The sequence below is a fragment of the Streptomyces corchorusii genome, from assembly GCF_001514055.1.
Lineage (GTDB): Bacteria > Actinomycetota > Actinomycetes > Streptomycetales > Streptomycetaceae > Streptomyces > Streptomyces olivaceoviridis.
Window position 1 is genome coordinate 97,058 of sequence record NZ_KQ948368.1, and the last position, 21,583, is coordinate 118,640.

The window sequence follows — 21,583 nt, forward strand, 5'->3', positions numbered from 1 at the left end:
AACGAGCCGGGCCACGCCCGCGGCACTACGGCGTGCTTCGCGCCCGCCGCCAGGAAAGCCGGCCGCGCCGCGCTGATCGCCGCCGGCAGCAGGCCCGGGCCCGCCCTGCCGCGGGCCCGCCACTTCTGCGGCCGGGCGGGAGGCCGGCGTGGTCCGGCACCGCCCAGCCGACGGCCCGCCGGAACCAGGGTTCGGCGGACCGTCGGGACTCAGAGGGCTCCGGGCTCAGCACGGACGGATCAGCACAGGCAGGGGTCCGTCTCCCAGCCGAGGCCCGGCACGTCCGTGTCCCGCAGTGCGCCGGAGAAGGCCTGGACCTCGTCCACGTCACCGTGGAGGTACTCGCCCCAGCCGTCACCGACTTGGCCCCGACCGATCTGGAGGGCACCGGTGCTGTGCCAGCCGTCGGGGAGGCTCGCGGTCGCCTCGGCGTTCGTCTGACCGTCGAGGTAGAGCCTGATCGTGTCGGTTCCGTCGTCGTAGGTCACGGCGAGACGGTGGCCCGGCCCCTCGCCACCGTCCGCGCCCTCGATCTGCGACACCACCGCCTCGTGGGCTCCGGCCTCGTCCTTCTCCGGCATCACCAGCTGCCAGGTGTGCGTGGACGGCTCGTAACGCACCTTGAACGCGTCCGTGTGTTCGCCGGCCTGCGACAGCACGGTCATCGGGTGGGCCGGTTCGGAGTCCGCGAGGCGTACGACGACACCGAGGGTGAAACTGTCCCCGGTGTCCACGACGGGTCCGTCGGCAGTGGCGTGACCGGATGCGCCGTCCAGGTGCAGATGCCCCTCGCCGATGAGGGCCGGCGGCCCGTAGGTGCAGTCGGGGTCCATCTCCGGGAGACAGCCGTTGCCGGAGTCGCGGTAGATCGAGGCTCCCCCGCCGAGCCGCAGCGGCGCGCCGCCCGACTGCTCGGGGCTCGCGCCGTCCGCCTCGGTCTCCAGCGACCAGTGGCCGCGTGACTCCGGCTTGCGCCGCGCCAGTCCGGCCGCCTCGCCCGGTACGACGACCCGGTCGTGTACCTGTACGTCACCGATGTCGCCCTGCCACCGGTCGCGGTACCCGGTGGCACCCTGCGCCCGTCCGATCTGGAACGCACCGGGCGCCCCGGCGGGAGTCGCCTCAGCCGGGCTGCCGACCTCATGACCGTTGACGTACAGGTGTGCGCGACCCGTCTCGGCGTCGTACAGCCCGACCAGATGGGCCCACTCTCCGGTCTCGGGTGCGCCGCCGGACACCGTCGCGCCCCCGATCGTGAACGACCAGACGGGCCCGCTGTCCGGGGTGCGCAGCCCGAGGGTGAAGCCGGGCCGCACGTCCGCGTCCTGGCTGGCGACGGTCATGGTCCGGCTGGTTGCAGCGGGGCGCGCCCAGGCACTGACCGCGAAGGACTTGCCGGTGTCGGCGACCGCGGCGTCCGGGGTGAGGAAGCCGTGGCCGGTGCCGTCGAGGCGCACTGTGGCGGTGGTCCCGGTCCCCGAGGGCGCCGGGCCGCCGAAGGTGACTCCGGTGCCGGCCCGGGCGGGGGCGCCCGTCTCGGCGGAGGCCGTCCGGGAGCCTGCCGGGTCGTCCAGTTTCCAGCGGGCGACAGGGGGGCGCCCGGACTTCACGTTGAAGTTGTAGCGCGACTCCGCGCTGCTGCGGCCGGACCGGTCGATCGCGTGGACCGTCACATCCTTGGGCCCCGAAGTCAGCGGCAAGTAGGGGATGGTCACGGCAGCGCCCGGCCGCTCGGGGGACACGGTGCCATATGGGCCGCCCAGGAAATCGTACCTGTACGACACCACGTCGTCGGAGGGCGAGTCCATGGTGAAGTGCCCGTAGACGCCTACCCCGTCCACCCAGAACACATCCTCGGGCTGGGGGTATTCGGGGGAGCTGATCACCGCCTTCTCAGGGTTCGCGTCGTCGTACACGAACGAGCAGACCGAGCCGTCGCCTTCATCGCTCCATGCGGACTTCGCCTGGCCGTCGTTCGCGCGGACGTGCCAGGAGACGACCGTGTTCGCGGGTGTGTCGTCCGGCATCGTCCAGTAGAACCGCGTGCCCGACACCAAGGTGGAGGTCGTGTAGGTACGGCGTTGCTCCGCCCCGGCCGGATCCGTCCACCAGGCTTCGAACTCGCCCTGCACCGGGCTGGACTCGGAGGGCTGGTTGTCCTCTTCCGGGTCGTATAGCAGGGCACTGAGCCTGGGCGGCGCCGACACGTACGGCGTGGCGTCACCGGTGGCGCAGGCCTTGCTCTGTGACTGGAGATCCTGGACCAGCGGTTGCTTCGGCGGCAGGTTGCCCGCCGCGTACGCGATACCGGAAGCAATGGCCAGCAGTGCCGCCGCGCACCCACCCACCACCGTCCGTCTGCTTCCGCCTGTCCTTCCGAACCTGCTCAAGTAGCCCTCCTCCGTGAGCGATTGACACTCGTGCTCGACACGAATCGCATGAAGCTAACAGCTGGCACTGACAGCGCCGAAAGGGTTTTCCGTTCGCTCGACGTGACGAAGTGCTTCCAGGCGGTGTTGTGGAGACCTGAGGGCCGTAAGTCGTTCGATCACCGGGGCGAGCGGCAGCGGCCGAGAACCGCCCTCGCATGCGCGGGCGTCGACGGGTTGTCGTGCCGCCCCCGTCGACCCCACCGACGACGCCGACCTGATGTGGGCACTCGGCAGCCGAGTCCGCCCGACACTGCGCCGCGAGGAATGGACGGGACCCGTTCCTTCCCAGGGCGCCAGTCCGCCTCCGCCCGGGGCGGTGATCGCGACCGGGTAGGTTCTGGACATGGTTGACGACTGGCGGACGGATCGGATCGGGAGTGCCCTGCGAGGCGAGAACCCCACAGTTGTACGGCGCTTGACCGCGGGGTTCGCAGCGATCGGCGATGTGCAGTTCCTCCCGGGCTACTCGGTGCTCCTGGTGGACGATCCCAAGGTGGAAAGACTCTCGGACCTGCCCAGGGACAAACGGCTGGCCTTCCTGTCCGACATGGACCGACTCGGAGAAGCGGTCGAGCGAGCATCCCGTCGCACGGATGCGGCCTTCCGACGGGTCAATCTGGAGATCCTGGGCAACACCGACGGGTTCCTGCATGCGCACGTGTGGCCCCGGTTCGAGTGGGAGCCGACCGACTTGGCGCGCATGCCGGTATGGCTCTACCCCCGCGACAGGTGGACCGACGAGCAGTACTCACTCGGTCCGCAGCACGACCCGCTGCGCAAAGCGATCGGGGACGAACTGGACCGTCTGCACTCGACGACCTGACAGCGGACGCATCACGAGGCGGTCGCCTTCAGCACGCCCGGACGGTGGGCGCGCAGATGCCCGCCCCCGGCCGGATACGGCGCGGCGCCGCACGTGTTCTCCGAACCGTGACACCACTGCCGACGACCGCCGGACAGGTCCGCAGGCGTCGGTGAGATCAGTGCTCTACGAGTCGCAGGAGCACGCACAACCGCGGTGCCCACCACGGCCGATGGTCCGCCACGGCCCCGCTGCGCCCACCCCGACCCCGTACCGGAGATTCCTGATGGCACAACTCGTCAAAGGCGTCGCCTGCATCCGCTGCCGAGTCCGGGCCGGATGGGGGGCCGCCCCCCCCCCCGGAGATCCGGGCGGCCTTGGTGCGGATGCCGGCGGTGGGGGTGGGGTCTCGGCCCACGCGAGCGGCTGCTCCACTGAGCCGTCGACGGTCGTGACGAGGTCGCGCAGCCGGATCAACCACGCTGCCAGATCAGGGCGTCCCCGGTCAGGATGCCGAGACCGCCGAGGGCATGCCGCCGGCCCCCTCGACCGAGCTGGCGCAGGGACGCCTGGGGCAGCAGCCGTACGGCGGCCTCCGTCAAGTCCGCAGCCCGCCCCGCCTCGGAACACCCGATCGGCCCGATCGCCGCCCGAGCCGCCCGAGCCGCCCGAGCCGCCCGGATGAGGGTCAAAGCCGCTTCTCTGGGCCGGGCATGGCGATAGTCTCGGAGGGTGTCGGTGCATCACTCGCTGTATGTCGGCGGCGCCAAGGGTGGCATGCGGCTTGCCCGGATTGACCCTGGCTTCGACCGCGGGGTTACCCGTGTCCCCTGGACCAGGCAAAGGGTGCTTGGCCTCGCCGCCACCTTCGCCGCCGAGTGTGTCAACGGCGCACCCGGCGTGGAAGACGTGCCCGGCAGTCCCTCGTACGCGGCGCACACCGGCTGAGCACTCATGTCGCAGCGGACACGGCAGCCCGGAGATGTGGTCCTCGGTCTGTACGAGGTGCGGGACGTGTTGCGAGGCGGCATGGGCGTCGTGCACCGCGTCCGGCACCGCGGTTGGCGCATCGACCTCGCTGTCAAGACGCCCCGGCCGGAGCTGCTCGGCTCGGCGGAGGCGGTACGTCGGTTCGAGGCCGAGGCGGGCACCTGGGTGGAGTTGGGCCTGCATCCGCACACCGTCAACTGCGTCTACGTCCGCACGGTGGACGGGCTGCCGAGGGTCTTCGCCGAATGGGTCGACGGAGGAAGTCTCGCCGAAGCGGTGTCCGGTGGCCGGCTTTACGCGGGCGGACCGCGCGCGACGCTCGGCCGGCTGCTGGACGTGTCCGTCCAGACCGCCTGGGGCCTGCGGCACGCGCACGGGAGCGGGCTGGTCCACCAGGACGTCAAGCCCGCCAACATCCTGCTGGACCCCGACGGCACGGCGAAGGTGACCGACTTCGGGCTGGCCGCCGCACGCTCCGTGGCCGAGGACGGCCCAACCGGCCCCCCGGGCGTCACCTACCGCGGCATGACGCCCGCCTACTGCTCCCCTGAACAGGCTGGCGCGGCGGTCGGCGGCCAGGGTGTCCGGCTGACGCCTGCCACCGATGTGTGGTCCTGGGCGCTGACCGTCCTGGAGATGTTCGCCGGCCGGCGGCCGACCAGATACGGGCAGGCCGCCGCCGAGGCGCTCGAAGCCTTCCTGGAGGCGGGCACGGCCGACGCCCGGGTACCGCCGATGCCCCCCGCGCTCGCGGGGCTGCTACGCCAGTGCTTCGTGGGGGTGCCGGGCGCCCGCCCGGCGCTGGACGAGGCCGCCGCCGTACTGGTGTCCCTGTACGGCGACTTGATGGGCGAGCCGTTCCCGCGGCCGGCGCCGGAGGCGTCCCGGCTGCTGGCCGACGAGTTGTCCAACCAAGCCCTGTCCCTCCTGGACCTCGGCCGAACCGAGGAGGCCGAGGAACGCTGGCAGCGGGCCGTGACAGCCGACCCGCACCATCTCGTCGCCCGTTACAACCAGGGCCTGCACCTGTGGCGCAGAGCGGAAACGACCGACCGGGAGCTGCTCCGTGCGCTGGAGGCGGCTCGCGACGTCGGCGGGGAGAGCGCGTTGGCGGCGCGCCTGCTGGGCTTCGTCCACCTCGAACGGGACGACCGCGCGCAGGCCGCCGCGCTCCTGCGAGGCGCTGCGGAGGAGCAAGCGGAGGACGAGCCCGTCCCTGACGAGTTACGGGAAGCGCTGACGGTGCTGGCGGAGCGCCCGCAGGTGCCGACCACCCTCCTGGGCGGCCATCTGATCGCGGTGAGCGCCGTCGCCTTCTCCGACGACGGCGAGTGGCTGCTGTCCGGCGATTCGACCGGGTCGCTACGGCTGTGGGAACGGGCCGGCGGTCGCTGCGTGCGGGAACTGACCCGTGCGGGAGACATGGTCCGGGCCGTCGCGCTGAGCGGCGACGCGAGCATCGGTCTGGTCGCGCGGTATGAGGGGCTGCCCGAGGTGTGGGACCTCGTCCGGGGTGAGCGACTGCCGCTTCCGCCGGGCTTCCCCAGCGGCGAAGTCACCGCCGTCGCCCTGAACGGCGACGGCTCCTTCGCCGCCATCGGCCACGCCGACGGAACTGTCCACCGCTGGCAGGTTCCGGCACGTGCGCTGGTGGACGGGTTCGGGCACCACCGCTATGGGAGCGAGGCCCTGGTCCTGAGCCGCAACAACGCCAGGGCGTACTCGGTCGGCGGCATGAGGGAGCCCACGGTGCACGTGTGGGATCTCGTCACGCGCGGCCACGCGGAGTTGACTGTGCCGCCAGACGTCCCGGACCAGCTCCGCTGGGGACCGATGATCAAGGCGGCCCTGGCACCGGACGGACGGTCCGCCGTACAGATCTGGCTGGGGGCCATGGTGAGCTGGGACCTGGTGACCGGCCGGATCACCGCTCAGGCACCGCACGACCTCGTCACCGTCAGCGCGCTCGCCCTGGCACCGGGCGGGAATCTGGCCATCGTCGACGACGGGGCGACCCTCCAGGTGCGCGAGACGGCCACGGGGCGAGTGCTTCGGACCTTCGGTGAGGGCCACGACTGGAGCCGCTTGGCAGCGAGCGGGGACGGGCGCTTCGTCGCGGTGGGCACGCTGGGCGATGGCGAACGCGAGGGCGAGGCGGCGGTCCGGGTCGAGCCTCTGCCCGTCCTGGGGTACCGCGCGCCGTGGGCTTACGCCCGGCCCCGGCCGGCGGCCGAGCTCGCCCTGCGCGCGGCCCGGTTCGCCGCCGCCCTGGAAGAGGGGCAGCAGCACGTCGCGCAGGGCCGGTACGGCCAGGCGGCGCAGTGCTTGCGGCGGGCACGGTCGGTGCCCGGTTTCAGCCGCCACCCCGAGGTGCTGGACACGTGGGAACTGCTCGGCCGGCACGGGCGCCGGACCGGGCTGCGCGGCGTATGGCCGACCTTCGACTTCCACGAGCCGTACACCTTGGACCGTCCGGTGACGGCGCAGTTCATCGGTGACAGTGACACCTTCATCACGCCGATCTGGACGCAGGGTCTCGGACTCCTCGACGCCGCCCGCCCCGGGCCGATCCGCGTCGTGGAAGGGCTGCGCGGCTCGGCGCGGGCGGTGCTCACCCCCGACTTCCCGATGGCCATCCTCATCGGCGACCACGGCGACGTGGCCCTCTACGACCTTGACACAGGCTCCTTCATCCCCGCGGTCCAGGTGGAAGACACCACGGCCATCGCGGTCGCGGCCACGAGCGGTCGGCTGCTGATGGGAGGCAAAGACGGCGGGGTGACCTTCCTGGACTTCGTTCAAGAAGCCGAGGACCAGGCCGTGTCGATGAAAGGCAGTGCCCTCCCCGCCCTCGACGGAGAGGTGCGCGCGGTGGCCATCAGCGCCGACGGCCGGTTCGCCGCGTCCGCTGCCCTCGCTGACCCGGACCCCGGGCAAGCGGCGCCGCGCACCCGCACGCTGCGCGGCTGGGATCTCGCGACGGAGAGCTGCGTCTGGGAACACGTCGACCAGGCCCGTGGCTTCCTCCAGTTCCTCCAGTTCTCCCCGGACGGGCGCACCCTCGTGCATGTGGGCGGGGAGCAGGTGCGTGCCTTCGACGCCGCGACGGGCCGCGCGCTGTGGTCCCTCACGCTCGAAAACCCGACGGCGGAACCAGTGATCGCCGTCGGCGCACGGCGGGGCGTCGTGGCCGACGGAACGGACATGGTCGTGTTCGACCCGGCCACCGGCCGGGTCGCCACGAGACTGAGGGGTCCTGCCCGGATCTACTCCCTGGTGCTCACCACCGACGAGCGGTTCGCCGTCACGGGTGGCGACGAGGTCCGCGTGTGGGACCTGGACACCGGACAGATGGTATGGATCACGCCGGGAAAGAGTTCCGGGGCCCTCGCTCTGGCGATGAGCACCAGCGGGCGCCGCCTGGTGGCGCTCGGACTCGAAACCTTCAGGATCTGGGAGCTCGACTGGGAGTTCGCCTTCACCCCCGACGAGTCCGACACCCAGCAGCACCCACCGGCCGAGGGACCGTCTTCGACGAGGTAGGGGTCCGCCGTGATGGGCGGGGGGCGTGGGTGAGGATGGTCAGCACGTGACGGAGGCCTTGCTGGGCGAGAACATGGTGACGCTGCGCGGGACGGACGACGGCACCGAGGGCTACCGGCTTCCTCACCGCGACGACCGGCGACGGCCGAGCAGGCAGACGACGCCGACATCGCGCAGCGCGTCCGCCGGCACGCGCGCGGCCACCCACCCTCTGACCACCCTCGACATCACGTGATCGAACCGGACGTCGACGGTAAGCCGGGCGTGATCACGGGGAGTTGGGGGGCTGGACCAGGGTGCCGGTGACACGCAGCAGGTCGCCGGGCTGGATGCCGGCCAGCAGCTCGCGGGTGATGCGGGGTCACCGCTGGTGAAGGGAGACCGTGCCGGGAGCGTCCTGGGCGACGGCGGCGAATGGGCGGGTCGGACGGGCCGGGCGCTCCCACAGTCAGCGAACCTGGCGGACGACCGCATCGGCGCCGTCGTCCGGCTGCGCCGGCGACGGCTCGGGCGCGGCGGACTGCGGCTGCGGCGCGGGCGCCAGGGCGGGGGCGAGGGCGGCGAGGGCGTGCCGGTGGCCTCGGCGGGTGCGCCGGGAGAACGGCGTCAGCGGTGGACCGGCCGCTGCCCAGTCGGCGGCGAGCAGTTCGTTCGGCCAGTACGGGCTCCAGCCGGGCGTGTGCCCGACGGCAACGTCGGCGGCCGAGGCGAGCACGGGTGGGGACCAGCGCAGGATCTTGCGTCCGGTGCCGGGTTCCTCGCTCCTGTAGGCACGGACGGACAGAATCCTGACCTGACTTCAGGGACTCCACGGAACCAGGGTCAGCTCCGCCAGGGTCGCTGCCTCGCCGTCTCCGCGCAGCACGTCGGTGTCGTTGCGTTCCGCTTGTCGCGCCTCCGGCCTGTGTGACACCGGCATTGCGATCACGTGACACCCTCCCGGGAGGGCTGGCGCGGAGCATGATCACGGCCGAAGAATCAATGCCGGTCGGCGTGCTCGCCCGATGCACAGAGCCCGACTGCCGCTCGCAACCCCCTCACCGCTCCACCAGGGCGGCGTATCCTCCGCCCTCAGAAAGTGTCAGGCTCATGCCACATCCCGGCACACTCTCGCCGGCTCCCCGCGCCGCCACAACCGCCGAGATCCGCTCGCCCAGGAAGGCGGGCTCGTGATCCGACACGTGACGCGCAAGGCCGCGGGATGGCTCGTCATGATCGTCGTCGCCACCAACGTGACGTATCTGCTGGCCGCCTGGTTCCTCGACCCCAGGTCCAACTACCGGGGGCTGCGGCCGGTCCGCACCGAGGAGCAGATCGATCACGCGCTGGCGCCCTACAACCTGGATCCGCGGGTCCCCCTGGCGGACCGGTGGTGGCACTGGTTCAGCGACGTGCTCCTGCGCTTCGACTGGGGGAAGTCCCCTGTCGGGGCGTCGGTCAACTCGGAGATCGGTTTCCGGGTCGTGGTCAGCGGCCAGCTGGTCACCGCCGCGACACTGCTGTCCGTGGTGGCGGGTGTGGCGCTGAGCGTGTTCACCGCCTCCCGGCAGTACGGGTGGTGGGACCGGGTGACCCAGCTTGTCTCCGTGTTCCTCTTCAACGTCCCGGCGGCTGTCGCGGCGCTGGCAGTCGTCTTCGCCGGGATCTGGCTGAACCAGCACCTCGGTTGGCGCCTCCTGTACGTCGCTGGGGAGAAGTCCCCGGACGTCAGCGGACTGTGGCCGACGGTCGCCGACCGGTTCCAGCACCTCGTCCTGCCGACGCTGAGCCTGACCCTGCTCGGCTACGTCGGTTACCACCTGACCCAGCGCTCGCTCCTGCTGGACAACATCAACTCGGACTTCGTACGCACCGCCCGCGCGACCGGTCTGACACGTGCACAGGCGATCCGTCGACACGCACTACGCGCCTCACTGATCCCGACCGCGACATCCGTCGCGTTCAGCATTCCGGCGATCTTCACTGGTGCGGTGATCACCGAGACCGTCTTCGGCTGGAACGGCATGGGCCAGTACTTCGTCCAGACCATCGCCAAGAACGACGTGCACGGTGCCGTCGCTGTCGCGGCTTTCGGGGCCGGCATGACGGCGATCGGCGCGATCCTGGCCGACATCGCCGTCGTCGTCCTCGACCCCCGAGTGCGGGTGAGGTGACGTGGCGACCACGGTGACCTCCCTGCCCGAGCCGCTCGGTCCAGGCACGACGAACCCCGGTCCGGCGGGCCGTGCGGGCGGCGGACGACTGTATCTGCGGCGTTTCGCCCGCAACCGGTCGGCGCTGTTCGGAGTCGCGCTTCTCGTGCTACTGGTCCTGTTCAGTGTGTGCGGCGGTTACCTCACGCACTTCTCCTACACCGACGTGGACTTCACCGCACTGACCCAGCCCCCCAGTGGCACGCACTACTTCGGCACCAACCAGGGCGGCAACGACGTCTACGCCGAGGCCGTCCACGGTCTTCAGCGCTCCCTCGTGATCGCCGTCAGCGTCTCGGTACTGACGATCGTGCTCGCCGCGGTGATCGGCGCGGGTGCCGCGTACTTCGGCGGCCATGTCGAAAGGCTGACGCTGACCGTCATCCACTTCCTGCTCGTCGTGCCGTCGTTCCTGATCCTGGCCCTGGTCTCGCACCACCTCGCCGGGGACTGGCGGGTGCTCATCCTGGTGCTGACCGTCTTCGGCTGGATGTCGACGGCGCGGGTCATCTGGTCCGTCTCCACCTCGCTGCGCGAGAGGGACTACGTGCTGGCCGCCGAGTTCATGGGAGTGCGGCCGTGGCGGATCATCCTGCGGCACATCATTCCCAACCTCGGTTCCCTGCTCATCGTCAACCTCACCCTGGGAGTCGTCGCCACCGTGCTCAGTGAAACCGCCCTGTCGTTCCTGGGATTCGGAGTGCAGACACCCGACGTGTCACTGGGCACGATGCTCGCCGACGGATCCGGCACGATCACCACCGCACCGTGGCTGTTCGGCTACCCGGCGGCGCTGGTGGTGCTGCTGACCCTGTCCATGACGCTCGTCGGGGACGGCCTGCGCGACGCGTTCGACCCCAACTCGACCACCGGTGCGCGCGGAGGCCGGCGATGACCGTGGCGACCCCGGGGACGCACCCGCCGGCCGGATCCACCGCAGCAGCACCGGTCCTGTCCGTTCGCGGCCTCAGCGTGGCCTTCCCCTCAGAGGCCGGTCCGGTACGGGCCGTACGCGAAGTGAGCTTCGACGTCCTGCCCGGGCGGACGCTCGGCATCGTCGGTGAGTCGGGATCGGGCAAGTCGGCGACGGTGATGGGCGTCATGGGGCTGCTGCCGGAGACCGCCGAGGTGTCGGGCAGCGTGCTGCTGGGCGGCCGTGACCTGGTCGGGCTCGGCGACCGGGAACTGTCCGCGGTGCGCGGCAACGACATCGGCATGGTCTTCCAGGATCCGCTGTCCGCCTTGACCCCGATCTTCTCCATCGGCAGACAGCTGTCCGACGCGCTGCGCGTGCACCAGGACCTGACACGGCAGGCCGCGTGGAACCGCGCCGTCGAGCTGCTGGACCTGGTCGGCATCGCCGAACCGCACCGCACCGCGCGTGCGTTTCCTCACGAGTTCTCCGGCGGGATGCGCCAGCGCGTGGTGATCGCTCTGGCGATGGCGAACTCGCCGTCGGTCATCGTCGCCGACGAGCCGACCACCGCTCTGGACGTGACGGTGCAGGCGCAGATCCTGGACGTTCTGCGGACCGCCCAGACCGAGACGGGCGCCGGCCTCGTGCTGATCACCCATGACCTGGGGGTGGTGGCCGGGTACGCCGACGACGTCGCCGTGATGTACGCGGGCCGGATCGTGGAGCAGGCGGGCGCGAACGAGCTGTTCGCGCGGCCGACGATGCCTTACACGATCGGACTCCTCGGCGCGGTGCCTCGGCCCGAGGCGCGGGCGAGCGGGCAGCTCGTGCCGATCGGGGGCGAACCGCCGTCGCTGGTGGGGCTCCCGGCGGGATGTTCCTTCGCGGACCGCTGTCCCGCCGCCGTGGACCGCTGCCACAGCCAGGAACCGCCACTGACCGCGGTACCCGGACACGGTCAGGTCGCCTGCTGGCGCGCCCAAGACATCGTCGGCGGGAATCCGGCGGCGAGTTCGCTGTTCTCGCGGCCCGGACCGGCCGTCGAAGAGCACCGCCCCGACCGGCGTGTCCCGGGTGAGACCGTGCTGCGGGTTGCCGAACTGGCCAGGACGTTCCCGATCACCAAGGGAGCGCTCCTCAAGCGCCGCGTCGGCACGCTGCACGCGGTCAGCGACGTCAGCTTCGCACTGCGGGCCGGTGAAACCCTCGGGCTCGTGGGCGAGTCCGGCAGCGGCAAGACCACCACCCTGCTGGAGATCATGCGTCTGAGGCCGCCCGAGCGCGGCCTGATAGAGATCGCGGGCACCGACGTAGCCGCCCCACGCTCCACCGAACAGACACAGCGACTGCGCCGCACGGTGCAGATCGTCATGCAAGACCCCATGGGATCACTCGATCCGCGGCTCCCCGTCTTCCGGCTGCTCGCGGAACCGCTCCAGGCCGTCGGCACGGACCGGGACGCCGTCCGGATCCGCGTGAACGAGCTTCTTTCCCTCGTCGGGCTGGACGCATCGCTGGCGGACCGCTTTCCAGCGGCTCTCTCGGGCGGCCAGCGCCAGCGCGTGGCGATCGCCCGGGCCCTGGCGACCGAACCGCGGATCGTGGTGCTGGACGAACCCGTGTCCGCCCTGGACGTGTCCATCCAGGCCGACGTCATCAACCTGCTCACGAAGCTCCAGCGTGAACTGGACCTGGCGTATCTGATCGTCGCCCACGACCTCGCGGTGATGCGACAGGTGTCCGACCGCATCGCCGTCATGTACCTGGGACACATCGTCGAGATCGGTGACACCGAGGACCTCTTCACACACGCCCGGCACCCGTACACCGAAGCCCTCCTGTCGGCGATCCCGGTGCCCGATCCACAGGTGGAACGCATTCGCGAGCACATCGTGCTCAAGGGCGAGCAGCCCAGTGCGTCGCGCCTCCCGCGAGGCTGCGTTTTCGCCGACCGCTGTCCGCTGTACCCGCTGCTCGACGACGGGACACAACAGCGCTGCCGCTCCGAACGGCCCCTCCTGCACCCGGCGGCATCCGGAACGGACCACCGTCACGCCTGCCACGCCCGCTGACCGGTTCCCTTCCCTTCGCAGCGGTGCCGCGACGCGCGGCACCGCCCCACCCCACACAGAAACGGATCAACTCCCCATGCGATCGAGTATCGCCCCGGCCTCCGCGCTCACCGTCGCCCTCGCCCTCGCCCTCGCGGCCACCGCGTGCAGTTCCTCCGGGGCCGGCGCTCCGAACGCCGGGAAGGCGGGAAACGGCTCGACGCCCGCAGTCGCCTCGGCGAAGGTCGACTACAACCCCCAGCCGTACGACAACATCAAGGACGGGGGTACCTACACCACCCCCGGCACCTTCGACGACCAGGGCAACCCGTTCAACGCCAACGCCACCCTCACCGCGAGCCGTGTGTGGTTCTGGTACAACCCGGATGTCATCACCTACTCCCCCACAGGTGACGTGCAGTACAACCCGGACTACCTCAGTGACGTCAAGGTCACGGTGACGGGCGGCAACCAGCGGGTGGTCCTCACACTCAACCCCAAGGCCACGTACAACGACGGCACCCCGATCGACTGGCGGGCCGTGAAGGCGACCTGGCAGGCCAACAACGGCTCGAACAAGGACTACAACGCGACCAACACCGAGGGCTACCGGAACATCGTCTCGGTCACCCGCGGCACCGACGACCGGCAGGCCGTCATCGACTTCAAGGGAGTCGACCCGTGGTGGTCGAGCCTGTTCACGACGTTCCTGCATCCCAAGGCCGCCACGGTCGCCAACTTCAACGACGCCTACGTGAAGAAGGCGCATCCCGAATGGGGCGCGGGTCCCTACACCGTCGGCACCTTCGACACCAAGAGCGGCAACCTCACCTTCGTCCGCAACCCGAAGTGGTGGGGCAAGAGAGGCAAGCTGGACAAGCGCGTCTACGTCAACCTGGACTCCGAGGCCGCGATCAACGCCTTCAAGAACGGGCAGGTCGACTACGCGTCCACGGGCAGCGCCGAGGGCTTGAAGCAGATCAGCGGCGTCAACGGAACCGAGATCCGTCGCGGCGGCAGCCCCTTCGAGTACTCGCTCTACGTCAACTCGAAGTCCCCAGTGCTCAAGGACGTCGAAGTGCGCAAGGCGCTGCTGAAGAGCGTCGACAGGACGCAGATCGCCAAGATCCAGTTCCAAGGCCTGGACTACTCCGAGCCACTTCCCGGCTCGGCGCTGCTCTACAGCTTCCAGAAGGGCTACTCGGACAACGTCTCATCGGTGATCAAGTACGCGCCCGACGAGGCCAAGAAGGCGCTCGACGCGGCCGGTTGGAAGGCCGACGGCGACGGCGTCCGGGAGAAGAACGGCACCAAGCTCAGGGTGGGCTACACCCTGCTCGGCGACGACCCGCTGGAGAAGGCGACGGCCAACGCGTTCGCCGCCATGCTCAAGCCGGTCGGCATCCAGGTGGACATCAAGAAGGCGGACGAAGCCGACTTCTCCAAGATCCTCAGCGATCGCGACTTCGACCTCTTCCTCTCCGGCAACCGCTCCACGGACCCCTTCGGCGCCCGCTACCTGTACCAGTTCTACGGCACCGACAGCGACTCCAACCTGACCGGCACCGGAACCCCCGAACTGGACAAGGAGATCCACGCGGCGTCCCGGATATCCGACCCCGCGCGGCAGACGGCCCAGGCCAACGCGATCGAGCGCAAGGAGCTTGCGCAGTACGCCTTCCTGCCGCTCTACAGCGGTCCCTCCGTCTACGGTGTCAAGAAGGGACTGGCCAACGTAGGCGCCACGATCTTCGGCACTCCCCTGCCGGAGACCGTCGGCTGGCAGAAGTGACTCCTCATCACCGTGCCTGGTGATGCCGCCAGGGCTCGTCCCGCCAGGGCCGGGGTGGATTCGGGCCGGGGCGGACCTGCTACCGCCGCTACACGCTCTGGCTCGACCTCCTCCCGTGGCAGGCCCAGCCTGTTTGCTGCACCTTCTGTCGACTCATGCGGCCCGGGGTCAAAACAGTCGGTGCCATACCTTCACTTCGACAGGCCCCCCTGAGGGGGGCCGGCCTCTGGGTTGCGGCGGTTTCGCTCAGCGCGCGTTGCGGGTCTTGCGGCGGCGTACCGCGAGGGCGGTGCCGCCGCCGGCGGCGATCAGCGCGGCAGCCATGCCGACGATCGCCGGGGTGTTGTCGTTCGTGCCGGTCTCGGCGAGGTCGGAGCCCTTGGCCGCAGTGGGCGGAGCGCTGTTGGTCTTGATGGTCTTGTCGATCCAGCCCGCGTAGACGGGCACGTTGGTGTAGAGACCGGGGCCCTGCGAGCACGGCACGTTCGGGGCGCCGGGCCCCGAGGTGACGCCGATCAGCTCCCAGCGGCCGTTCCGGCCCTTGCGGATCTGCGGTCCGCCCGAGTCCCCGAAGCACGCCATGGCCTTGGGCACGGTGGTGATCGTGCACAGCCGGGTCCGGTCCGCGTAGCCGGGCGCGCACTCGGACTCGGCGCCCCTGCGGGTGTTCAGCTCCTGCAATCGGTCCGGGAACTCGAACCCGGTGTCGACGGTGGTGCCGAAGCCCAGGAGCCGGGTCGGGGTGCCGGGCGGCCCTGCCTGTTCGGCGATCTTGATGGGCTGCTGGGCGACCGGACGGTCCAGGCGTATGAGCGCGATGTCGTTCTTGTTGGCGGCCTTGTCGTCGCCGTTCACATAGCCGGGATGGACGAAGGTCCGGTCGATCTTCCTGACGGTGCCACCGGACTTGCGGTGGTCGCTGCTGACCCGCACGATGCCGTCCAGCTTGATGTTGATGCCCTCGACCTTCAGGCAATGAGCCGCTGTCAGCACCCACTGCTGGTCGATCAGCGACGCCCCGCAGTTCCCGTCGATCAGACCCTGGTCCGGGGCCGACTCCGGAATGGTCGCCATGAACGGGTAGCTCTCGGTGGAGTCCGACCCATTGACGATGGCTCCGGCACTGCCGGCCGTGACAGTGACGCAGGCCGCAGCCGCGAGAGCGCCGACTGCTGCGATGCGGGCGGTACGGCGGCGCGGCGGCTTGAAGCTGAACACAGAGGTTTCCCTTTTGCTGGGTGGATCCGAACGCGTTCAGCCTCGCTGCCCGAAACCTGCCGCACCATCCGGCCAACGGGTCGGTGGAGGGTATGGCCAGCCCCCCTCCTGACGAGGCACCACCAGCGGCGAGTGCCCGGGATGCGGCACAGTTCAGGACGGCGGTCCCGGCCGTAGAACGGGTGTACCGGCGAGGGCCGCGGAGTGCGTCTGGCTTGCGGCGCCGCGGACAGCGGGTCCGGCATCCGCCCCCGCGAGGACACCGCGGTGCCCGTGACATCGATGACGACGCGGGGGTTGTCGCGGACACGGCGGATCGTAATAGGCTCAGCTTGCACAGAGTCCTTACATCAGTGACCTTAGGAGTGCCTCACCGTGCCTGCCCGGCCCGCACCGACCACCGGCGACGCAGGTCCTTCCCGGGGGGAACGGAGATCCCTGCTGAGGGACCCAGCCTTCTTGAGGCTCTGGTCCGGTACCACCGCCTCCGGCCTCGCCACGTGGGCCCTGCCGTTCGTGCTCGGGCTGGCGGTGCTCCACGGCGCGATCACCGCCGTCGACCTGGGTGCCTTGCTCGCCGCCCGTACCGTCGGCTTCCTCGCGGCGGTGCCCGTCGCCGGCGTCCTCGCCGACCGGCACTCCCGCAGGGGTGTGGTCCTGTGGTCCGGTCTCGCCGGAGCGGTCGCGCTGCCCGTGACGGCCCTCGCTCTCGACCGGTCGACGCCGCTCACCGCACTCGCCTGCGCGGTCGCCGGCGCGGGGCAAGGCGCCTGCCGGCCCGCCTTCCAGGCGCTGGCCGCCGAAGTCGTCGACGAGGCCCACCGCCAGCGCGCCAACGCGGCACTGAGCCTCGCGGTGCGTGTCACCGCCCTCGCCGGGCCCTCTCTGACGACGCTGGCCGCCCTGGTCCTCGGCGACCGGGCGCTGCTGCTGTGCGTCGGACTGCTCTGGCTCGTCGCCGCCCTCGTGCCGGGAGGCGGCGCACGTGCGGACGGCGGAGGCACCGTGCCCCGTGGCCGGCCCACGCGGACGGGCCTGCTGGAGGAGTTCGCCGAGGGGGTGCGGGAAGCCCGGCGACATCCGTGGTTCCTGGCCGGCCTGGCGGCCCTGACGGCGGTCATCGCCACCGGGTACTCGGCCACCGGTGTCGCCCTGCCGCTGGTCAGCCGCGACGAGTACGGCTCGGGGGCGGTGCTCGCCGGCGCCACCACCGCGTACACCGCAGGAGCCCTCCTCGGGGCCCTGCTCATCGCCCGCAGGCGTCCGCGCACCCAGGGCTGGGCGGCGCTCGCGGGTCTGGCCGCATACGGGTTCGCGCCGCTGAGCCTGATGACCCATGTGCATCCGATCGCGGTCATGACCGCCTACGCCCTCGCCGGCCTCGGCATCGAATGGTTCAACGTGCCCTGGTTCACCGCCACCCAGCGCGAGGTCGCCCCCGACAAACTCGCCCGGGTCTCCTCGCTGGACTTCCTGTTCTCCTACGGTCTGGCCCCGGCCGGGCTGGCCCTGATCGCCCCCGCCATCGACACCTTCGGCACCGGCCGGGTCCTCGCCGCCTGCGCGGCGGTCTGTTTCGCCGCCCCGGCTCTCGCCGCCCTCGTGCCCGGCACACGCCACTTCTCCGGGCGAGCCACCCGCCCCTCGTCCAGCGGACCGCCGACGGGCAGCCCCACGTGAGCGTCCCCGGCCCGCCCCCCGGTGAGAGCGGGAAGGGCCTTGGCGCATCCCCCAGTCGCCCCGTGCCGCCACCCGCGCGGCGTTCAGCGCTCCCCCAGGCGTACGACCCGCCGTACACGTGGGCCGCAGCATCCACCATCACAGTGACCCAGGTCACATAACACCCCGGGAACTTCCCCCACTCTCGCCCCGACTCCTGTGCTGCAACCGCCGACCAGGTTGCCGTCGCTACAGGAGAAGAGGGTCCGAGATGCCCGAACGCCGGATACCGCCGGACGCGCAGGCCGCACCGGTGAGTCAGGCCGTGAGCCCGCAACCGGGCGCGGACGTGCCACCGTCGCCACGCCCGGCGGGCGAGCACACCACCACCAGCGCCTCCCGTGCGGTGCCGGGGCTGTGGAGCAACCTGCGGCCCCTGTTGCTGCGCCTGCACTTCTACGCCGGAATCCTCGTCGGCCCGTTCATCCTCGTCGCCGCTGTGACAGGGCTCGCCTACACCGTCACACCGCAGATCGAGTCGGCGCTCTACGCGCACGAACTCAAGGTGACGCCGCGCGGAGCCGCCGAGCCGCTCGCCCATCAGGTGGCCGCGGCACAGCGGGCGGTCCCCGACGGCACCCTGCTGTCGGTGACGAAGGGCGCGGGACCCACCGACTCCACCCGCGTCACCTTCGAGAAGGACGGCCTGCCCGAGGGATACACACTCACCGCCTTCGTCGACCCGTACAACGGCAGGGTGCTCGGACAGCTGAGGACGTTCAGCCAGTGGCTGCCGGCCCGGGCGTGGCTCGACGACCTGCACCGGAACCTTCATCTGGGCCACTTCGGCCGCAACTACAGCGAGATCGCCGCGAGTTGGCTCTGGGTGGAGGTGCTCGGGGGTCTCGCCCTGTGGGCCGGGACCGCGCGCAACCATCGACGGCTGCGCCGTCTGCTGCTGCCGCGCGGCGGTGCCAGAAGCCGCAAACGCACCCTGTCCTGGCACGGCGCTGTCGGCCTGTGGGCCTCCGTCGGCCTGCTCGCCCTGTCCGCCACCGGCCTGACCTGGTCCGCCCATGCCGGCGCGAGCATCGGGCGGATCCAGGACGCCTTGGGCGGCAGCACACCCTCGGTGTCCACGGCGCTGCCCGCCCGCGAGGGGGCCGGCGGAGGCACGGAAGACGTCAAGCGGGACATCGGGATCGACGCGGTCGTGGCCTCGGCCCGTCACGCCGGCCTGGCCGGTGTACTCGTCGTCACCCCGCCCCACGACGAGGACTCCGCCTATGTCGTGGCGGAGAACACCCGCAGTTGGCCGGAACGGCAGGACTCCGTCGCGATCGACCCGGCCACCGGCAAGGTGACGCAGAAGCTGGAGTTCGACGACTTCCCGCTGCTCGCCAAGTTGACGTCCTGGGGCGTCGACGCGCACATGGGGCTGCTCTTCGGCCTCGCCAACCAGATCGCCTTGGCCCTGCTGGCCATCGCCGTGATCGCGATGACCCTGTGGGCCTTCCGCATGTGGTGGCTGCGCCGGCCGACCCGCGCGGAGGGATTCGCCGTCGGGCGCGCACCCGCACGCGGAGCCTGGCGCAAGGTGCCCGGCCGGGTGCTCGCGCCGGTCGTGCTGCTGGCCGCGGTCATCGGCTACTACGTGCCGTTCTTCGGTCTGCCCCTGCTGCTGTTCGTCCTGGTGGACGTGGCCGTCGGAGCCCTGCGGCGGCGCCGGGCGGAGGTGCGGGGGTGATCGCGGCGGCCGGACTGCGCTGGATACTGACCCTGCTGTTCGCCGTGTCCGTCGTCCACGGGGTGTGGCGAGCCGTCCTGCCCGGGACGCGGGCCGCCGACCGGGTGGACCACACGCTGCACGCGGCGATGGGCGTGCTGATGACGGCGATGGCCTGGCCCTGGGGCATGGACCTGTCGGCCGCGCCCCAGGTCGTACTGTTCTCGGCGGGAGCCCTGTGGTTCGTGGTCGCGGCGCTTCGCCGCCCCCGCGCCGACGGCTCGCGCATCGCGGCGGTGCTCGCCGCCTGGCCGCACGTCGTGATGACAGCGGCCATGGCCTGGATGGTCGCGGCGATGGACGTCTCCGGCTCCATGGCGGGCCACTCCGGCGGGGGCGCTATGCACGAGATGCACATGGCGGGCGCTTCCGGCCTCGCCTCCATGAGCCTGTCGGGCACGGCACCGAGGACGGCGGCGGGGGTGCTCGCCGCCGTCCTGGCCGGCATCGGCCTGGTATGGCTGACCCGTGCTCTCGACCTGGCGCGCGCCTGGGACCCGGCATCTGGGCGGGTCCCGAGAACAGCGGCGCCCGGGGAAGGCGTCGCCGGAGCTCTGGCGTTCGGATGCCACGCCTCCATGGCACTGGGCATGGCGGTGATGTTCGTCCTGCTCGTGTAGGGATCGGCGCGCCGACGGCGAAGGGAGACACAGGAGCGGTCCGGACCGCCGTCACAGGGCCGGCCGCTCCCTTCACCGAGGCATGGACTGGTTTCTGACTGACCTGGGTGCTCGGGGTGGCCTGCGAGCCGGACACGCTCAGCCCACTGCTCGGCTACGGCGAGGACGGCGCCTCGAAGACCTTCGACGGCCTGCTCGCCGGGACGCCGACCTCACCGTGTTGCGCGTGGTTACGGTGATCGACGATGTGGAGGGGCGATGGGTGACCCGGTGCCGCTGACCCGAGCCGCCACGGCGAACGGCTCGGCTTCCCGGGGGCCGGTCAGGACCAGCGTGCGCGAGTCGGTCTTCCAAGCGCTGATGGCCCTCCTCATGGGCCACGCTCTGGAGCCCGCTGCGAAGCTGTCGATCGACGGGCTCGCCCGCGAACTCGGTGTGTCGCAGACACCGGTTCGCGAAGCCCTCGCCCGGTGCGAGTCCGAGGGACCCGTCGTGCGCCGGCCCGACGTCGGCTACCTGGCCGCGCCCCTGCTCGACCAGGCCGGCCTGAACGACCTCTACGACATCCGCCTGCTCCTGGAACCGGCCGCCGCCGAACGCGCGACCCGCTTGCCCAGCAGGGGCCGGGCCCTGGCAGTGAACTCTGCCGAGTCGGTCCAGGAGGAATTCGGCGCCCGGGCGGCGAAGACGCTCGCGCCGGGCGGACGGCGGACCCAACCCACCCGGAAATCGGCCCGGCACTGCGTCGGCGAACTCGCTGATGCAGCGCCACGGTTGCTGATCGGCGGAGGAGAGGCCGGAACCGTGTCCGCCTGGTCGTGGAGGGGCGCGATCCCCAGTGGCGGAGGGGCGCGAGGTCCCGGTCGTGGAGGGGCGCGAGGTCGTCGTGGGCCTCTCGGTCCGCTTACGTGCCGCCGGGGTGCGTGATGCAGTGGCCGGCCGGGGGCTGCCACCGTCCGTCGTCAAGTCGAGGCGGGGTCAACCGAGACCACGATGGGCGGCCCACAACTCCCCGGCACGGCTGGCGGCTTGGGAGATCAGGGCGGCCAGTTCGGGTCTGTCGGGGACGGGGAACGAGACGTATGCGCCCCGGCCGCCACCGACTGGCCTGCCGTAGGCCTTCACGGCGAGGTGGCCGTCCGGGAGAAGCCGGACGTTGAGCGTGGTCAGCGTGAACTCTTCACCGCGTCGCGTGTCCGTCCAGCGGAGCGGCTGCGGGATCGTGACATTGATCGCCAGAGCACTCACATCCAGGTCGCTGCTCATGGACGGATGATCTCACGCGAGTCACCGCAGGCGGTCGCCACCGGCTTGTGCGCTTCCGTTTCCGCCGCGCCAGGCCGTTGGACAGGGCGTGTACGGGATAGTCATCGCCCAGCGGGTGACGACGGTGCCGTGCCGGGTGGTGACCTTGACGTGGAAAACGTCCCCCGCTCCCAGGGGCCGCGCTCCGGCCGTGGACCGTCACACCCTGGCCGGTCTCGAAGCGGTCCACCGGATCGACCTCGTACTGCTGTGCCGGGGGGAAGCGGTCGAGTTGCCGAGCCGCATCGTCGGCCCGCAGGGCGTACGGCAGGAGGCC

17 protein-coding genes and 1 pseudogene are annotated in these 21,583 nt (G+C 71.0%); 12 read left to right on the forward strand and 6 right to left on the reverse strand.

What is annotated here, in order from left to right:
• Nucleotides 1–239: 239 nt before the first annotated feature.
• On the reverse strand, nucleotides 240–2,351 hold the full coding sequence (locus AQJ11_RS35945; protein WP_059266070.1) for a LamG domain-containing protein: 2,112 nt from the start codon (nucleotides 2,349–2,351) through the stop codon (nucleotides 240–242).
• A gap of 424 nt (nucleotides 2,352–2,775) precedes the next feature.
• On the opposite strand from AQJ11_RS35945, the gene AQJ11_RS35950 reads away from it, so the two are divergent.
• Complete coding sequence (locus tag AQJ11_RS35950; RefSeq protein WP_079082561.1) at nucleotides 2,776–3,255, forward strand: HIT family protein; 480 nt, start codon at nucleotides 2,776–2,778, stop codon at nucleotides 3,253–3,255.
• Nucleotides 3,256–3,707: 452 nt separating this feature from the next.
• On the opposite strand, the gene AQJ11_RS52235 is transcribed toward AQJ11_RS35950, so the two are convergent.
• Nucleotides 3,708–3,836 carry a hypothetical protein gene (locus tag AQJ11_RS52235; RefSeq protein ID WP_279616970.1) on the reverse strand — a complete coding sequence of 43 codons (129 nt, stop codon included), beginning with the start codon at nucleotides 3,834–3,836 and terminating at the stop codon, nucleotides 3,708–3,710.
• A gap of 130 nt (nucleotides 3,837–3,966) precedes the next feature.
• Here AQJ11_RS52235 and AQJ11_RS49435 point away from each other — a divergent pair, with 130 nt between their 5' ends.
• From AQJ11_RS49435 to AQJ11_RS35965, 3 genes are read left to right on the forward strand one after another with little or no spacing between them, the layout of a single operon-like run.
• A complete protein-coding gene (locus AQJ11_RS49435; protein ID WP_159061741.1) occupies nucleotides 3,967–4,182 on the forward strand; it encodes a hypothetical protein in 216 nt (71 codons plus the stop codon).
• Between the two features lie 6 nt (nucleotides 4,183–4,188).
• Nucleotides 4,189–7,767 (forward strand): WD40 repeat domain-containing serine/threonine protein kinase, encoded by a 3,579-nt coding sequence (locus tag AQJ11_RS35960; RefSeq protein WP_059266072.1) that lies wholly within the window; start codon nucleotides 4,189–4,191, stop codon nucleotides 7,765–7,767.
• A gap of 46 nt (nucleotides 7,768–7,813) precedes the next feature.
• Nucleotides 7,814–8,002 (forward strand): hypothetical protein, encoded by a 189-nt coding sequence (locus tag AQJ11_RS35965; protein ID WP_059266073.1) that lies wholly within the window; start codon nucleotides 7,814–7,816, stop codon nucleotides 8,000–8,002.
• 213 nt (nucleotides 8,003–8,215) lie between these two features.
• On the opposite strand, the gene AQJ11_RS35970 is transcribed toward AQJ11_RS35965, so the two are convergent.
• Entirely contained in the window at nucleotides 8,216–8,482 is a 267-nt protein-coding gene (locus tag AQJ11_RS35970; RefSeq protein WP_059266074.1) for a hypothetical protein, read from the reverse strand.
• A gap of 454 nt (nucleotides 8,483–8,936) precedes the next feature.
• On the opposite strand from AQJ11_RS35970, the gene AQJ11_RS35975 reads away from it, so the two are divergent.
• From AQJ11_RS35975 to AQJ11_RS35990, 4 genes are all read left to right on the forward strand, one after another.
• The gene (locus AQJ11_RS35975) at nucleotides 8,937–9,920 is read left to right on the forward strand and encodes an ABC transporter permease (RefSeq protein ID WP_059266075.1); all 984 of its coding nucleotides are present in this window, start codon (nucleotides 8,937–8,939) and stop codon (nucleotides 9,918–9,920) included.
• Between the two features lies 1 nt (nucleotide 9,921).
• Nucleotides 9,922–10,854 (forward strand): ABC transporter permease, encoded by a 933-nt coding sequence (locus AQJ11_RS35980; RefSeq protein ID WP_398781134.1) that lies wholly within the window; start codon nucleotides 9,922–9,924, stop codon nucleotides 10,852–10,854.
• On the forward strand, nucleotides 10,851–12,947 hold the full coding sequence (locus AQJ11_RS35985; RefSeq protein WP_059266076.1) for a dipeptide ABC transporter ATP-binding protein: 2,097 nt from the start codon (nucleotides 10,851–10,853) through the stop codon (nucleotides 12,945–12,947). The genes AQJ11_RS35980 and AQJ11_RS35985 overlap by 4 nt, the downstream gene beginning before the upstream one ends.
• 76 nt (nucleotides 12,948–13,023) lie before the next feature.
• Nucleotides 13,024–14,718 carry an ABC transporter family substrate-binding protein gene (locus AQJ11_RS35990; RefSeq protein ID WP_059266077.1) on the forward strand — a complete coding sequence of 565 codons (1,695 nt, stop codon included), beginning with the start codon at nucleotides 13,024–13,026 and terminating at the stop codon, nucleotides 14,716–14,718.
• A gap of 246 nt (nucleotides 14,719–14,964) precedes the next feature.
• On the opposite strand, the gene AQJ11_RS35995 is transcribed toward AQJ11_RS35990, so the two are convergent.
• Nucleotides 14,965–15,936 carry a S1 family peptidase gene (locus tag AQJ11_RS35995; protein ID WP_059266078.1) on the reverse strand — a complete coding sequence of 324 codons (972 nt, stop codon included), beginning with the start codon at nucleotides 15,934–15,936 and terminating at the stop codon, nucleotides 14,965–14,967.
• A gap of 375 nt (nucleotides 15,937–16,311) precedes the next feature.
• Between AQJ11_RS35995 and AQJ11_RS36000 the strand changes: the two genes are divergently transcribed.
• The 4 genes from AQJ11_RS36000 (at nucleotide 16,312) to AQJ11_RS36015 (ending at nucleotide 20,928) form a co-directional block, all read left to right on the forward strand.
• Complete coding sequence (locus AQJ11_RS36000; RefSeq protein WP_107120925.1) at nucleotides 16,312–17,616, forward strand: MFS transporter; 1,305 nt, start codon at nucleotides 16,312–16,314, stop codon at nucleotides 17,614–17,616.
• Between the two features lie 250 nt (nucleotides 17,617–17,866).
• Complete coding sequence (locus AQJ11_RS36005) at nucleotides 17,867–19,342, forward strand: PepSY-associated TM helix domain-containing protein (protein WP_059266080.1); 1,476 nt, start codon at nucleotides 17,867–17,869, stop codon at nucleotides 19,340–19,342.
• Complete coding sequence (locus AQJ11_RS36010; protein WP_059266081.1) at nucleotides 19,339–20,001, forward strand: DUF5134 domain-containing protein; 663 nt, start codon at nucleotides 19,339–19,341, stop codon at nucleotides 19,999–20,001. Before AQJ11_RS36005 ends, AQJ11_RS36010 begins: the two co-directional genes overlap by 4 nt.
• Nucleotides 20,002–20,259: 258 nt before the next feature.
• A complete protein-coding gene (locus AQJ11_RS36015; protein WP_059266082.1) occupies nucleotides 20,260–20,928 on the forward strand; it encodes a GntR family transcriptional regulator in 669 nt (222 codons plus the stop codon).
• A gap of 51 nt (nucleotides 20,929–20,979) precedes the next feature.
• Here the strand turns inward: AQJ11_RS36015 and AQJ11_RS36020 are convergent, their stop codons facing one another.
• Together AQJ11_RS36020 and AQJ11_RS52880 are read right to left on the reverse strand one after the other, a co-directional pair.
• Nucleotides 20,980–21,267: a hypothetical protein gene (locus AQJ11_RS36020; RefSeq protein WP_058085098.1), complete on the reverse strand. Its 288-nt coding sequence runs from the start codon at nucleotides 21,265–21,267 to the stop codon at nucleotides 20,980–20,982.
• A gap of 43 nt (nucleotides 21,268–21,310) precedes the next feature.
• Nucleotides 21,311–21,441: pseudogene (locus AQJ11_RS52880) on the reverse strand (IS701 family transposase); the annotation flags it as partial.
• Nucleotides 21,442–21,583: the final 142 nt, after the last annotated feature.